The organism is Frankia sp. CcCS3, assembly GCF_977927575.1.
Map to the genome: position 1 here is coordinate 1 of NZ_CDWRCL010000085.1, position 14,645 is coordinate 14,645.

Here is a 14,645-nt window from a genome sequence, read left to right on the forward strand (position 1 = left end):
GGGTGCGCCTGCGCCGGCCGGGTGGCCGGTTCGGCGGATGGGCGGGCCCGCGATTGTCCCGCGGTCGCTGGCGCACCCCTTGTCGACTGAGCCCCAGGATGCGCTGCTGTGCGATGCGCTCCTGCCGAAGACAGCGACCACGATCCACGCCCCGACCGTAGCCGCCATCTGCGTCTTCCGCGCCCCTCGTCACATGGTGTTTACCTCGTCCCCGGCGTGTCGCTGGCTCTCGCTCACCCTCTTCCCGGCCCCCGGTCGGCCTTCAGATCCTCAGGCGGCCAGCGGTGTGGAGGAGCGCCCGCCGTGGCCCGGCCGGTCGGCGCGCCCGGTGGCGAAGGCAGGCTCCAGGGCCAGGTCCAGCACCTCCCGGACGTCGGTCACCAGGTGGACGGTGAGCGCGTCGCGCACCGGCGCCGGGACGTCGTCCAGGTCCGGGCCGTTGCGCGCCGGCAGCAGCACCGTGGTGATGCCGGCGCGGTGCGCGGCGAGCAGCTTCTGCTTCACCCCGCCGATCGGCAGCACGCGCCCGGTCAGCGATACCTCGCCGGTCATCGCCACCTCCGCCCGGACCGGCCGGCCGGACAGCAGCGACGCCAGGGCCGTCGTCATCGTTACCCCGGCGCTCGGCCCGTCCTTTGGCACCGCACCCGCGGGGACGTGCACGTGGACACCGCGGTCGGCCAGATCCCCGACGGGAAGTTCCAGTTCCACCCCGTGCGAGCGCAGGTAGGACAGCGCGATCTGTGCCGACTCCTTCATCACGTCGCCGAGCTGCCCGGTCAGGATGATCCCGGCCCCGCCGGTCTCCGGGTCGGCCAGCGACGCCTCGACGAACAGGACGTCACCGCCGGCGCCGGTCACCGCCAGGCCCGTCGCCACGCCCGGGAGGGCGGTGCGCTCCGCCGACTCCGGGGTGTGCCGCGGCCGGCCGATGTAGCCGGGCAGGTCTCCAGCATCGATCGTCACCGGCAGGGTGGCCTCGCCGAGCGCCACCCGGGCGACGACCTTGCGCAGCAGCCGGGCGAGCGAGCGTTCCAGGTCACGCACGCCGGCCTCACGGGTGTACTCTCCGGCGAGCGCGTGCAGGACGTGGTCGCCGACCGTCACGTCGTCGACGGCGAGCCCGGCGCGGTCGAGCTGACGGCGCAGCAGATGCTCGCGGGCGATGACGACCTTCTCGTCCTCGGTGTAGCCGTCGAGCCGGATGAGCTCCATCCGGTCGAGCAGCGGCGCCGGGATCGCCTCCAGCACGTTCGCCGTGGCCAGGAACAGCACGTCGGACAGGTCGAGATCCACCTCCAGGTAATGGTCCCGGAAGGTGTGGTTCTGCTCGGGGTCGAGGACCTCCAGCAGCGCCGCCGTTGGGTCCCCCCGGTAGTCGGCGCCCAGCTTGTCGACCTCGTCGAGCAGCACCACCGGGTTCATCGAGCCCGCTTCGCGGATCGCCCGGACGATGCGGCCGGGCAGCGCGCCGACGTAGGTCCGCCGGTGACCGCGGATCTCCGCCTCGTCCCGCACGCCGCCGAGGGCGACCCGGACGAACGACCGGCCCATGGCCCGGGCGATCGATTCGCCGAGTGATGTCTTGCCGACCCCGGGCGGGCCGGCGAGTGCCAGCACGGCACCGCCGCGCCGGCCACCGACGACGCCGAGACCAGCATCGGCCCGGCGCTTGCGCACCGCCAGATGCTCGATGATGCGGTCCTTGACGTCGTCGAGCCCGGAGTGGTCGGCGTCGAGTACCGCGCGGGCCGCGGCGATGTCGTAGGAGTCCTCCGCCCGGACATTCCACGGCAGGTCGAGGATGGTGTCCAACCAGGTGCGGATCCAGCCGCCCTCCGGGGAGGAATCCGACGTCCGCTCCAGCTTGTCGACCTCCTTCAACGCCGCGGCGCGGGCCTTCTCCGGCAGGTCGGCGGCCTCGACGCGGGCCCGGTAGGCGGCCGGTTCGGAGCCGCCGTCGCCGCCCGCGCCGGAACCCGGACCGGAGCCGCCCAGCTCGGCCAGCTCCTTGCGAATGGCGTCGAGCTGGCGGCGCAGCAGGAACTCACGCTGCTGGCGGTCCATGCCCTCCTGGACGTCGCGGCGGATGGTCTCCGCGACGTCCAGTTCGGCCAGATGGTTCTTGGTCCACGCCAGCAGCCGTTCAAGCCTCGTGGCGACGTCCGCGGTGCCCAGCAGCTCGATCTTCTGCGCGGTGGTCAGGTAGGAGGCGTAGCCGGCGGTGTCGGCGAGCGCGGACGGATCGGTGATCGCCGCGACGGAGTCGACGACCTGCCAGGCGCCGCGCTGGCGCAGCAGGTCGGTGACCAGGGCGCGGTACTCCTTCGCCAGGTTCTCGACCTTCGCCGGATCCTCGCCGGTCCGCGCGGGGGCGGCGTCCGCCGGAGCGTCGAGAGTGCCGGACGGCGGCCCGGCCCCCTCGTTCACCACGGTGTCGCCCCACACGGCGTCGACCCAGGTGACGTCGCCGGGACCCGAGCGCACGCCGCCGACACGGGCCCGGGCGGTTCCGCGGACGATCGCGGCCGAGCCCCCTCGCGGCAACCGGCCGACCTGTTCGATCACCCCGACGGCGGCCACGTCGGCGAGCGTGCCGTCGGTCCTGGGAACCAGCAGCACCTCGGCGGGCCGGCCCGCCGGCTGACCGGAGATCCCCGGCGCCCGCGCGTCGGGAGCGCCGCGGGATCCGCCGGCACGGGCGGCTTCGACGGCGGCTCGGATCTCACCATCGGACATGTCGAGAGACACGATCATGCCCGTTAGCACGACGGCGTCGTCGAGCGGCAGGACGGGCAGCACCCGGATCTGTGGTATGTGGTCCACCTTCACGTGAAGAAGTTGAGTCACTTACACTGAAGTCCTTTTAGCTTACCGTTGTTCCCGGGATTGATCGCTGAGGGCGAACGCTTCTCGCTCGCGCCCTGATGATCAAAGAATTCGCGGGAAGGATCGAGGGTGGCCCGTGGTTGCGCGGGTTGGTAGTTGCATCTACAGGTAGAGGCGCCGGGATGAGCTGCTCGAGCAGGTCGACCGGCGATCGTGAGCCCGCCAGGAGGACGACATGCCTGCCGTCACCGCCGATACCGTCCGCCTGCCTCGGCTGGCTGAGCCCGCGCTCGGCAAGGTCGACCGTCCGGTGCGGAGGGTGACCACCGCGCCCACCGGGCTGGAGGGCGAGGGCTTCCCGGTGCGTCGGGCCTTCGCCGGAGTACGGCTCGCCGAGCTGGATCCGTTCATCCACATGGACGAGATGGGCGCCGTCGACTACGGGCCGGGCGAGCCCAAAGGAACCCCGTGGCATCCCCACCGCGGATTCGAGACCGTCACCTACATGATCGACGGAACCTTCCAGCACCAGGACTCGCACGGCGGCGGCGGACTGATCGCCGACGGCGCCACCCAGTGGATGACCGCCGGCGCGGGCATCCTCCACATCGAGACGCCGCCGGAGGAGCTTGTCGTCAGCGGCGGCCTGTTCCACGGTGTCCAGCTCTGGGTGAACCTCCCGGCGAAGGACAAGTTCTCCCCGCCGCGGTACCAGAACCTCGAGGGTGGCCAGGTCTCCCTGGTGTCCTCGCCGGACGGCGGTGCCCTGCTGCGGGTCATCGCCGGTGACGTCGGGGGCCACCGGGGCCCGGGTGCCACGCATACCCCGATCTCCGTCGTCCACGCGACGCTGACCCCCGGCGCGGCGGTGCACGTGCCGTGGAACCCCGAGTTCAACGCGCTCGCCTACGTCCTCGGTGGCCGTGGGACGGTGGGCCCGGACGCCACGGCGATCCGGGCCGGTCAGCTCGCGGTCCTCGGAACGGGGGATCTGCTCGGTGTCGCCGCGGACGACCGGCAGGACGCGTCCTCGCCGAACCTCGAGGTCCTGCTGCTGGGCGGTCGGCCGATCCGGGAACACGTCGAGGTGTACGGCCCGTTCGTCATGAACACCCGGGCCGAACTGCGCCAGGCCGTCGAGGACTATCAGGCCGGCCGGCTTGGGGTCATTCCGGCGAACGCACTGATGCCGCATCGCGTCTGAACCCGATGGCATTTCCGGGTTCCCGTGCGGACCTGAGGTGAAGGGCGTCCCGTCATCCGCCTGGCGCCCCGCACGATGCCCGCCCCCGCCTCGTACCAGCTCCGCCGCACCAGTTCCGCCGCATCCCCCGTCGTGCTTCCATATGCCACCGTGCGTGTTTCCGTAGGCCACGCCCGTGTCGGTCGAAAATATGGATCGTATGGTGGATAAGTGTTCGGCGCCGTCGACGGATCTCATGACGCGGGCGAGGGGCGGGGCATGTGGCAGGAAGCTGGATCGACGGGATCGGGACCCGACGGGGGGCCGCGGCCACGGCGGGCGGAATGGCCGGGGGCGAGTCTGCTCGGCCGCATGTCGCCGGAGTGCCGGGCGGAAATGCTGCAGATCGGCCTCTACCGGGAGTACGCGAGCGAGGAGATCGTGATGCGGGAGGGGGACACCACCAACTTCGTCGTCCTCCTGCTGAACGGATGGGTGAAGGTCACCGCGGCGACCGAGAACGGCGGCTTCGCGCTGCTGGCCATTCGCCACGGCGGTGACCTCGTCGGCGAGCTGGCGGGGGTGGATTCCGAGCCGCGTTCGGCGACGGTGACCGCCGCCGGGGCTGTGCTCGCGAAGGTGATCCTGGCCGAGGCGTTCGTCGCCTTCCTGCGCCGGCAGCCGGACGTGCACCAGATCGTGATCAGCACGATCGCGACGAAACTGCGCTCGGCGACCCGCCGTCGGGTCGAGTTCGGCGGGTGCCCGGTCGCGGTGCGGGTGGCACGGGTGATCCTCGAACTGGAGCGGGCGTATGGCGGTGCCGCCGGCGGTGGGCGATCGGTCGGGGTGTCCCTCACTCAGCCGGAGCTTGCCGCCCTGGTCGGCGCGGCCGAGCCGACAGTGCACAAGGTGCTGCGGGAACTGCGGCAGCGCAACGTCCTTGACACTGGTTATCGCACTGTCGTGATCCACGACATCGGGGCGTTGCGGCTTGCCGCAAACCCGTGAGAATACGGGGCGGTCGGTCCGCGTGACGCGGGACAGTGGCTGCTGTCCGGTTCTGGCCGCGGAGGTTGCCTGTGAGCGGAAGACCGCCCGGAATCCGGCGTATGTGTATTGCCCTGGACACCGACCGGACCGGCACCGCGCCGCCGGGTGTGTTGCGGCCGAGACGGTGGCAGCGTGACCTCGGTACGGTGGTGGACGAGGTGTGTGCGCTGGCCGAGATGGACCGGGCACACTGGATTTTCCGGCCGCCGGCGGCGGTGAGATCGCGATTCTTCCGCCGGGCATCGACGAGGGCCGGGTCGTCGCTGCCTTCGTCCGGGCGCTGCGCATCGTGCTGTTTCACCTGAACGACTCCCGGCCCGATTCGGAGTGGGTTCGGTTACGCGTCGCGATGCACCAGGGAATCATCCGCGTCGACGAGTCAGGCTTCTCGGGACGAGCGGTGGTGAAGGCATCGGAACTGCGTGACTGCGCCGCCCTCCGGGCCGAGTTCGCTCGATGTTCGGCGGCCGACCTGGCGCTCGCCGTCTCCGCCGAACTGTTCGACGATGTCGTCGAACATGACTATCCCGAGCTGCGTGGCCGTGATTTTCACCCGGTGCGGGTGGATCTCGCGTCGATAGGTCGAGCCGATGCCTGGTTCCTGCTCTCCCGATCGGTCGACGCGGCAACCATGCCCGGCGTGGCGACGGCCTCCGGCGCGGCCATGTCCCTCGTGCGGGCTGTTCCCGGGTTCGGGACGGCCGCCAGGCCCGTGCTGTCGGTGGTCCCCGAACCGGACGCCAGGCGGTCAGCCGGCGGGTTCGACCCGGCCTTCCTCGGGCAGGCCCGTCGCCCACCTCTCCTCAATACGGCCGTACTTCCAGACCAGCAGAGCGACGGCCCAGGTGGCGACGAACAGGCCGACAACGAAGTAGCCGACGACGTTGAGATCCAGACCCGCGACCCAGTCCCAGAACCCGCCGGTGAGATGTGCTTTCTCGGCGAGGATGCCGAGCAGTTCGACGCTGCCGATGAGGAACGCGACCGCGACGGACAGCCCGGTAATGGTGATGTTGTAGTAGACCTTGCGGACCGGTTGGGAAAAGGCCCAGCCATAGGCGAAGTTCATGAACGAGCCGTCGATGGTGTCGAGCAGGCTCATGCCGGCGGCGAACAGGATCGGTAGGACGAGGATGGCGTACCAGGGCAGGCCGGCCCCGGCGGCGCCGGCGGCGAGGAAGAGCAGGGCGACTTCGGTGGCGGTGTCGAAGCCGAGACCGAACAGCATGCCGAGCGGGTACATCTGCCAGGGTCGGGTGATCGCTCTGGTGAAACGGCCGAGGACGCGGTTCATCAGCCCGCGGGAGTTCAGCTGCTCCGCTAGGCTGGCCTCGTCGTACCCGCCGCGGCGCATGTCGCGGAAGACCCTGATGATGCCGAGGAGGATGACGAGGTTGAGTGCGGCGATGGTGTAGAGAAAGCCACCGGAGACGGCGGTACCGATCCAGGCGGTGACGTCGTGCAGGGTCGAGCCGTCGGCTTCGATCTGCCCGGCCAGGGAGCGGACGCCGACGCTGAACAGCAGCGCCAGGGCGAACACGACCGTGGAGTGGCCGAGGGAGAAGAAGAAGCCGACGGACAGTGGGCGCTGACCGTCGGTCATGAGTTTGCGGGTGGTGTTGTCGATCGCGGCGATGTGGTCGGCGTCGAAGGCGTGGCGCAGGCCGAGGGTGTAGGCGGTGACTCCGAGGCCGACCCCGAAGACCTGGCCGTCAGCGCCGAAGCGGTAGTGGTGCGGTGCGATGACTGCCGCGAGCGTCACCCAGCCGATCACGTGTAGCCCGACGATGACCGCGGCCATGCCGCCGACGCGCACCCACTCCCGGCGGTCGAGCGCCCCGCGGACCCCGGTGGGAAGGCCATCCCTCGGCATGGTGCCGGCCTGCGTGGCCATGGCAGGTCTCCCCTCGCGGTGCACCCGCCGACGTGGACGGGGGAGTTCTCGTGCGGCGGGCAGAAGAACGATAACCAGATCATGGATGCTTCTGCAACTTAGTTGCAGAAGCATCCATGATGCAGAGCTTTGCCGCCGCCGCGCGCCGTCGTTGCAGCTGGGCGACGAGCTGGTCGCTCGCCAGCAGCAGCACCGTGAGCCAGGAGATCGTCGCCACCTTCCCGAACGCGGCGACCCAGTCTCCGTCCGTCGGCAGCGCATGCCGGGCCTGCACCTGCAGCACGTACAAGGCGCTGACGCCCAGGCAGACCACCGGGCCGACGCGGGTCAGCAGACGGCCGCGGGGCACGAGCAGCGCCACGGCCGTCGCCAGGGCGACGATGACCCCCGCCACCGGGGAGACCAGCGCCGCCGAAAGCAGACCCATCCCCAACACGGCGAGCACGGTGGTGCGCGGGCTGGCACGCCCCGCCCGGTCGGACCACGGCTCGGCCGTCGGCAGATCCGGCTCGGGTGCCCGGGACGTTCGGGACGACCGCGTGGCCACGGTCGCGCGGGCTCGGCGGGTGTAGAAGATCACCAGCGCGAGGGAGAGCAGCACCGTCACCGCGGACAACACCAGGGAGAACCACACGATCCGTTGCGGGGCCCAGGTCAGCGTGACGGTGAACCCGGCGGCCGTCGGGGTGATCCGCCAGCCGTTCGCGTAGCCGTCCACCAGCCTGGGGGTACCCAGGTCGGCGCCGCCCACGGTCGCCTTCCAACCCGGGGAGAGGCTCTCCGCGAGCACCAGCCAGAACGGGGTACCGGGCCGCGCCCCCGTCACGTCGACGGTGAAGGAGGTGTCGCCGGCCGACTGGACCGTCACCCGTGGCGTGGCGGCCGACGTCGTGCCGGTGGTGCCCGTCGCGGCTGGTGGGGTCCCGGCAGGGGAGACGGCGGAGGCGGCGCCGGTCGCGTTCAGCCACGGGCCGCCGCCGGCGTCCGAGGCCAGCAGCAGGCGATCGAGATCGATGCCGGCGAGGGCCCCGTCGGTGGTCCGGATCACGTGCTCCCCCGGGCCGAGGGTGACCGGCTGGCCGCAGGTGGCGACGGTCAACCCGAGCCGGTTGACCGCGTCGGCGGTGCCCCCGGTGACCTGCACCCCCACCGGCTGACCGTCGATGCTCAGCAGGTCGGTCCGGCAGGGCGCGGGGATCTGGGCCGGCAACAGCCCCGTCCTGGTGCTCCCTGCCGTGCCTGTCGTGCCCGCCGCGGGCTGACCGGTACCCGCGGCGCCGGCCGCGAGGCCGGGCATCCCGATCTCGGCGAGGCCCACCGGCATCGCCAGCGGCGAGCGGCTGATGGGGTCGATGCTGGTGACGGTCCGGGCGTCGTCGACGACGAACTTCCACGTGCCACCGGTAACGGCCGGGAAGGTGAGGGCCACCTCGCGGGTGCCCCCGCGCGCCGAGGTGTCGGTGACCGGAGGCACGGCCACCGCGCCGACCCGCTGGCCGTCGACCTCGATCCCGATGCGGGTCGGGATCGAGTGCCGACCGTCGGCGACGATCGACATCGTCATCGACGAGACCGTCAACGGGGTCGGCGAGGCGACCTGGATCCAGCTGCCCCGCGGGTTGCCGATGCCCGGGCTCCACGCGGTGGCCGGGTTTCCGTCGAAGGCGCTCGACGCCCGCGCCGCGAGCGATCCCGGCAGCCGGCCGGAGGAGGTCACCACCGGGAGGGCGGCCGGGCGGCCCAGCACCTGGTCGACGCGGTCGTCGGGGGAATAGGCGGAGACGCGGGCGGTGCCGGTGAGCGCGAAGGTCCGGGCCGTCGGCAGGGAGAACGACCGGCTGATGACCGACTCGGTGTCCTGCTTGAACGGTTCCGACGGGTTGGCCCGGTCCCGGGACAGCTCCAGCGCCAGCCGGTGGCCGAGGGAGGCGGCGCCGGCGGCGTCGAGGCTGTCGCTCGGCATCCGCAGCACCTCCTCGGCCGTCAGCGGTGCCCCGTTCGCTCCGGGGATGGCGACCTCGGCAAACCCGACCGCGGAGACGGTGTCGTAGCTGCGCTGCCGGCCGGTGTTCGTCGCGTCGATGTGGATGCGCAACGTCCGGAAGGCCCGGGTGGGGAAGCGCACGACCTGCCCGGCGGCGGTGCGGGAGGCGTCGGTGAGCGCGACGGTCACCGGGGAGCCGCCGTCGAAGGTCAGCGTCGCCCGAGTGATCCACCGGTTGCGCGGCCCGGTCAGCGGCTGGACGAGGCGGATCTGGTCCGTCGCCGTCGGCTCGGCCAGCGTGGTCTGCCAGGCCTCCCCGGCCGGGTCGGTGAAGGCGCCGACCCGCCACGCGGTGCCCGGGTCGCCGTCGATCGCGCGGACCGGTCGGTCGGACGCCCCGTAGGAGAAGCTGTTCCCGTAGCTGGTGGCGGTCACCTCAGCGATCTTCGCCGGGGATCCCGGGGCGTGCAGGGCGGCGGTGGTCTCGCTGGTCACGTTCTGGTCGGGGAACATCGGCAGCCGGTTGTCGTTCGGGTCCTTCGCCAGCGGCCTGACCCCGGGTTGCTCGACGTAGCCGAAGTTCTCCCGGATGCCCGTCCACCGTTCGGCGCGCCGCCGGTTGGTGTCGGTGATGAGCAGGTCCGCACCGTCGTCGAGGGCCTGGCGCATCGCGGCGGGATCGGTGGCGAGTGCCGGGGCGTAGAGGATCGCCCGCCCGTCGGCGATCGGCTCGGCGAGCAGGCCGGAGGCCGCCGCGTCTACCAGCGCCTCCCCGTTGCCGCTGACGAGCAGGGGCCGCGCGGTGGTGGCGGTGCGCACGATCGGCTGCGCGCCGCTGACCGGGAAGACGGCCAGCGCCGGCGGATCGGGCACCGACGGGTCGGTGCCGAGGGTGACCTCGTCGGTGAACGGGATACCGGGATCCTCGGCGACCGGCGGTCCGAAGGTCTGCGGTACGCCCAGCCCGTCCGGTCTGGTCGAGGTGAACAGGTTCCAGGTGGCCCGGGGGCGCGGGGTCCGGTACCGCTCGTAGGCGAGGTTGCTGCGCAGCACCACGTCGCCGACGCCCATCAGCCGGGCGAGATTCGGCAGGGCGGAGGTTTCGAACACCCTCTCCTGCAACCGGCGGTCCAGCGAGCGGACCAGGTCGACGCTGCCCGCCTCGCCGTAGGGGATGAGTTCCCGCACGACCAGCGGACGGTCCATCAGCCCCTCGGTGACCGGGTCGAGGGTGCTTCCCCAGCGGTAGTGGGAGAAGTCGGCACCGGGAAGCTCCAGCACCCGCGTGCCGTTGTTCCCAAGCGTCCCGTTGTTCCTAGTGTCCAGGGCGCGCGCGAGTTCGGTCTCGTAGGCGGGGACGTGCTCGGGGCGTTCGAGTAACGGCTCGACGAACTCGCCGCGGAACAGCGGTGACATGTCGAGGGCCAGCAACAGCAGGACCACCCCGGTGGCGAGCGGCGGGACCAGCCGCCGGCGCCGGCCCGACCGGACCGGCCGCCCACCCGGGGCACCTGGGGCACCTGGGGCAGCCGTAGCAGCCGTAGCGGTCGGACCGGCCGCCGCGTACCGCTCCCAGAGCGCGGCGAGCCCGCCCGCGAGCAGCACCGACATGCCCAGCGCGACCAGGGGGACCGCCCGGGGCAGCGAACGCAGCGCGAGACCGGCCGTCGATCCCTCGGCGAAGTCCTTGAACAGCCGTCCCCAGGGCGAGGGATCGTCGTACGGGTAGACGCCGACGGCGATCGTGGTGCCCAGCAGGATCAGCGCGACGAAGTAGCCGCGCTGGCCCCAGCGGATGGCCGAGGCACCGATCAGGGCGAGGATGGGTATGGCGAAGCTGACCGCGGTCAGCCAGATGCTCTGGGTGTAGTGGGTGGCCGGCCCGATCCACGGACCGAGCGCGTCCTGCCCGTAGAAGAACCAGTTGCCCAGGCCCCGCAGCACCTCAGAGGCCTGCGAGCTGCTGGCGACCGTCTCGATTGTCTCGGTGAAGGCGAGGACGTTGAGGCCGTAACCGGCCTGGGTGTAGAGCCCCGCGATCCACCATGCCGACGTGACGAGGACGACCAGCACCGCACGGGTGCACATACTCACGGCGGCGCCGAGCCGGACTTCGCGGGTACCCCAGACGGCGAACGGTATCCACAGCAGTGGGGCGGACAGAATGAAGATCAGGCTGGAGGCGTTGATGCTGCCGATCGTCGTGACCACGAGGGCGAAGGCGGCGGGGAAGCGCCAGCCGGCCCGGCCGGACTCCGCCTCGCGCAACCCGCGCACGGTGATGCCGATCAACCAGCCCAGTCCGGCGTAGGGCAGCAGGATCGCCGAGATCCGCGCCTCGTACTCCAGGATGTAGGGCGAGAGCATGTAGCCGAACGCGGCGACGAACGCGAAGCGGTCGGGCCAGCGGAACGAGCGGAGCAAGAACAGCACGCCGGTGCCGGCGCCGAACAGGATGGAGCCCGTCCACAGCCGCTGCGCGACCCAGTCGGGCAGGCCGACGAGATCCAGCAGCCAGTAGAAGGCGCCCTGCGGGAACAGGTAGCCGATGTTCTGATGGGTGACGGTGCCCATGCCGATGCCGGGGTCCCACATGGAGACCGCCCGGCGCAGCATCCGGCTCGGATCGAGGTAGAGGTACGCCTTGGTGTCGGCGCCGATCTTTCCTGGTGCCGTCGCCAGCAGCGGCAGATACGCCACGGCGGCCAGCACCAGGGTCGGCCAGGATGGCGGCCGCCGCCGGATCGTCGCCGAGGCCGGACCGGACTCGGTGCGACCGGACTCGGTGCGACCGGAGGGGGCCGGACCGGACGGCGACGTGGTCACGGTCACCGGATCACCGGATTACCGCAGTCACCGGTGCGGCCCAACCAGGTCCGCGGCCCGGGCCGCGGTGGAGCGGCGGCCCTGATGCCGGGCCGCCTCCCGGGCGAGTGCCGCGAACGTCGAGCGAGCCGTCTGCGCCCAGGTGAAGGTCGCCGCATGCGCCAGCGCCCCGGCGGACAGCCGGGCGCGCAGATCGTGATCGGTCAGCACGCCGGCCAGTGTCTTGCCCAGGTCGGCCGGATCCTCCACCAACACGCCGGTCTCGCCGTTGACGACCGCGTCGGTGTGTCCGGCGATCTTCGTCGCGACCGACGGCGTGCCGCAGGCAGCGGCCTCGGTGATCGTCATGCCCCAGCCTTCACGGGCCGAGGCCGAGGTCAGCACCCAGGCGCGCCGATACAGCGCCAGCAGGGCGTCGTCGTCGACCCGCCCGACGAGGTGCAGCCAGCCGCCGGCTCCGGCAGCGGAGATCCGCTTCTCTAGCTCCACCCGCTCGTAGCCCTCGCCGACGATGACCGCCTCCATCGCCGGATGTTCATCGTGGGCGCGGACGAGCCCGTCGATGAGGACGTCGAACCGTTTCACCGGCACCAGACGCCCGACAGCGAGGACGAGCGGATGCGGCGAGCGATCGCCTGCGGGGGAGAACGACGGGTCGATGCCCGGCGGCACGACCGAGATGTTGCGCGGCGGCAGGCCGAGCAGTTCGATGATCTCGTGCCGGGACGACGGGGACAGCGTCAGGATGCGCGTACGCCGGTACAGCAGTGGAGCGATCTTGAATTCGACGGTCTCGCCGATCCTGGCCAGCTTCGGGGACAACACCATCCGCCACATCTCGGCATGCACGTGGTGCAGGAACACCACCCGGGGGCAGCGGGCCCAGACCGGGGAAAAGAACGGCATCCCGTTCCAGATCTCGACCAGACCGTCCCAGGGCCCGCCGCGGCCCAGCGCGCCGGACACCGCTGTGCGCGGGAAGACCGAGTACCGGCCCGCCTTGCGGACCACCGTGTAGCCGTTGCGGTGGACGGACTCCGGATGGCCGGACGCCACGGCCGTGCGCAGGCTCACGTCGATGCCGGCCTGCGCCCACAGCTCCGCGACCTTGTCGGCGTGCAGCTCCGACCCGCCCGACTCGGGGTCGTCGAGATCACGCCAGGCCAGCATGTGCACGCGGCGCAGTCCCGAAGTCTCGACCAGCTCGGCGAGGGAGAGTCGGCGCGGCCCGGCCTCGATCCTGGGCGCTCCCACCTGCGCGGCCAGGAGGCCCGGCGGGACCGGGACGGCCGGCGGGACCGGGACGGCCGGCGGCACGACGAGGCCATCGGGGGTCGGCGGGATCGTCGCGCCGGGGCCGCGACGATTGCTCGCGGCGCTCATGCCCGAGCCGTCCGGCGGGCGGCGGCGAGCACCGACAGGCCGGTGACGATGGCCAGCACGGCCTGGCAGGCGAGGTTGGCGCGGGCGGTGCTCGTCGGTGATCCGTCCGCCCACAGCATGAGGGGGACGGCCGCGGCGGCGGCCAGCCCCAGGGCCAGCAGTACGCCACGCTCGCCGAGAGCGAGCAGGTAGTGGGTGAACAGCACGGTAGCTCCGAGACAGGTCATCGCTGCGGCCAAGGGGAGAAGCGCGCCGGAGGCATCGGTGAAGCGAGAGCCGAAGGCCAGGGAGAGAAGTGTGTCGGGTGCGAGGAGAGCGGCGGAGAGCAGCCCCAGTGCGGGTACGAGGAGTATCGCTAGCGTTGCTCCGAGTTGATGGAGGGCGTGCTGCCCGAGATGTCGTCGATCGGCGGCCTCCGGCAGCAGGAAGCCGGCCAGTACGACCGCCGCCAGTACGAGTACCTTGCTGGCCACCGAGACGGCCGCGTAGGAGCCCGACTGGTCGGGGGCGAGCCGGCCCTGCATAAGGACGTCGATGTTCTGCAGGAGGCCGAGCATCGCCAGCGCGACGAGAGCGGCGCCGACCTCGATGGCCAGCCGGGCCGTGGGCGCCGCGGGCGAGCCCGGCTCGGGCGACATTCCTACGACCGCGTCCGGGTGGCGGCGCAGCGTGGACCGCGTGTGGGCGAGGGCGGCCAGCACACCGAGCAGGACGCCGATCGCCGCGCCGGTCTCGTCCAGACCGGCGAGCACCAACCCGATCGTGAACACCGTCTTCACTGCGGCGTCGACGAGCAGGTTGGCGGCCAGCGCCGGATAGAGCCGGCCGCACTGCAGCAGCCCCCGGTCGACGCAGAGCAGACACCAGGCGGCACCGGCGGTCACGATCTCGGCGACGCCGCCGGGACCGGGCAGCGACAGCTCGTGGGCCACGAAGCCCCGAGCGGCTACCGCGAGCACGGCGACGACCAGCACGAGCGCGACCCCGACCCGGCGGACCCGGCGGACCCACTGCGCCACCAGGTCCAACTGCCCGCTGTGCTGCCAGGTGGTGATCCGCCGGACCACCCCCACGAGCAGGGCGCTGCCCGGCATGGACACGATGAAGAAGATTGCGATCAGTTGGGCGACCGCGCCGTAGGACCGGGTACTCATCGCGCGCGCGATGATCAGCGTGACGCCCATGTTGGCGAGGTTGGCGAGCTGGCCGGCCAGCGCCAGCGGGATGGCGCCGCGCACCGCCCCCCGCAGCCGGGTGCCCCGGGTCTGTTTTAGGCGTTTACGCAGCGTCCAGCCGTCGGTCGCGATCGCGGCCGACGCGCCGCCCAGTTGGGCGGTATTGCGCTTCATGCGGAGTCCTCCCCGACGACATACGCAGGGGTACTCCCCACCCCGCGCAACGGAATGCCCGCGTGGGGCCGGTTCACCCGCGCCGGGGTGGTCGGCCGCCTGGTACGCCCGGGAACGGTGCTCAACGGATTGTCAGTGCCTTGT

The 14,645-nt window shown here is 71.7% G+C and carries 8 protein-coding genes; 2 read left to right on the top strand and 6 right to left on the bottom strand.

The window, feature by feature from the left end:
- Positions 1–270 precede the first annotated feature (270 nt).
- A complete protein-coding gene (lon, locus tag AC08OQ_RS09795; protein WP_476605038.1) occupies positions 271–2,850 on the bottom strand; it encodes an endopeptidase La in 2,580 nt (859 codons plus the stop codon).
- Between the two features lie 214 nt (positions 2,851–3,064).
- Here lon and AC08OQ_RS09800 point away from each other — a divergent pair, with 214 nt between their 5' ends.
- Positions 3,065–4,033 (top strand): pirin family protein, encoded by a 969-nt coding sequence (locus tag AC08OQ_RS09800; protein ID WP_462187056.1) that lies wholly within the window; start codon positions 3,065–3,067, stop codon positions 4,031–4,033.
- Positions 4,034–4,291: 258 nt separating this feature from the next.
- Positions 4,292–5,023: a Crp/Fnr family transcriptional regulator gene (locus AC08OQ_RS09805; protein ID WP_476600431.1), complete on the top strand. Its 732-nt coding sequence runs from the start codon at positions 4,292–4,294 to the stop codon at positions 5,021–5,023.
- A 421-nt stretch (positions 5,024–5,444) separates the two neighbouring features.
- Here AC08OQ_RS09805 and AC08OQ_RS09810 read toward each other — a convergent pair whose 3' ends face one another.
- The 5 genes from AC08OQ_RS09810 to AC08OQ_RS09830 all read right to left on the bottom strand — a co-directional run bounded on the left by AC08OQ_RS09810 (position 5,445) and on the right by AC08OQ_RS09830 (position 14,501).
- Positions 5,445–5,585, bottom strand: coding sequence for a hypothetical protein (locus AC08OQ_RS09810; RefSeq protein WP_476600429.1), 141 nt, complete (start codon positions 5,583–5,585; stop codon positions 5,445–5,447).
- A gap of 228 nt (positions 5,586–5,813) precedes the next feature.
- A complete protein-coding gene (gene nicT, locus AC08OQ_RS09815) occupies positions 5,814–6,959 on the bottom strand; it encodes a Nickel transporter NicT (RefSeq protein WP_476600427.1) in 1,146 nt (381 codons plus the stop codon).
- A 79-nt stretch (positions 6,960–7,038) separates the two neighbouring features.
- The gene (locus AC08OQ_RS09820) at positions 7,039–11,775 is read right to left on the bottom strand and encodes an alpha-(1->3)-arabinofuranosyltransferase domain-containing protein (protein WP_476600425.1); all 4,737 of its coding nucleotides are present in this window, start codon (positions 11,773–11,775) and stop codon (positions 7,039–7,041) included.
- A gap of 21 nt (positions 11,776–11,796) precedes the next feature.
- On the bottom strand, positions 11,797–13,152 hold the full coding sequence (locus AC08OQ_RS09825) for a glycosyltransferase family 4 protein (RefSeq protein ID WP_476600423.1): 1,356 nt from the start codon (positions 13,150–13,152) through the stop codon (positions 11,797–11,799).
- A complete protein-coding gene (locus AC08OQ_RS09830; protein ID WP_476600422.1) occupies positions 13,149–14,501 on the bottom strand; it encodes a hypothetical protein in 1,353 nt (450 codons plus the stop codon). The genes AC08OQ_RS09825 and AC08OQ_RS09830 overlap by 4 nt, the downstream gene beginning before the upstream one ends.
- Between the last annotated feature and the right edge of the window lie 144 nt (positions 14,502–14,645).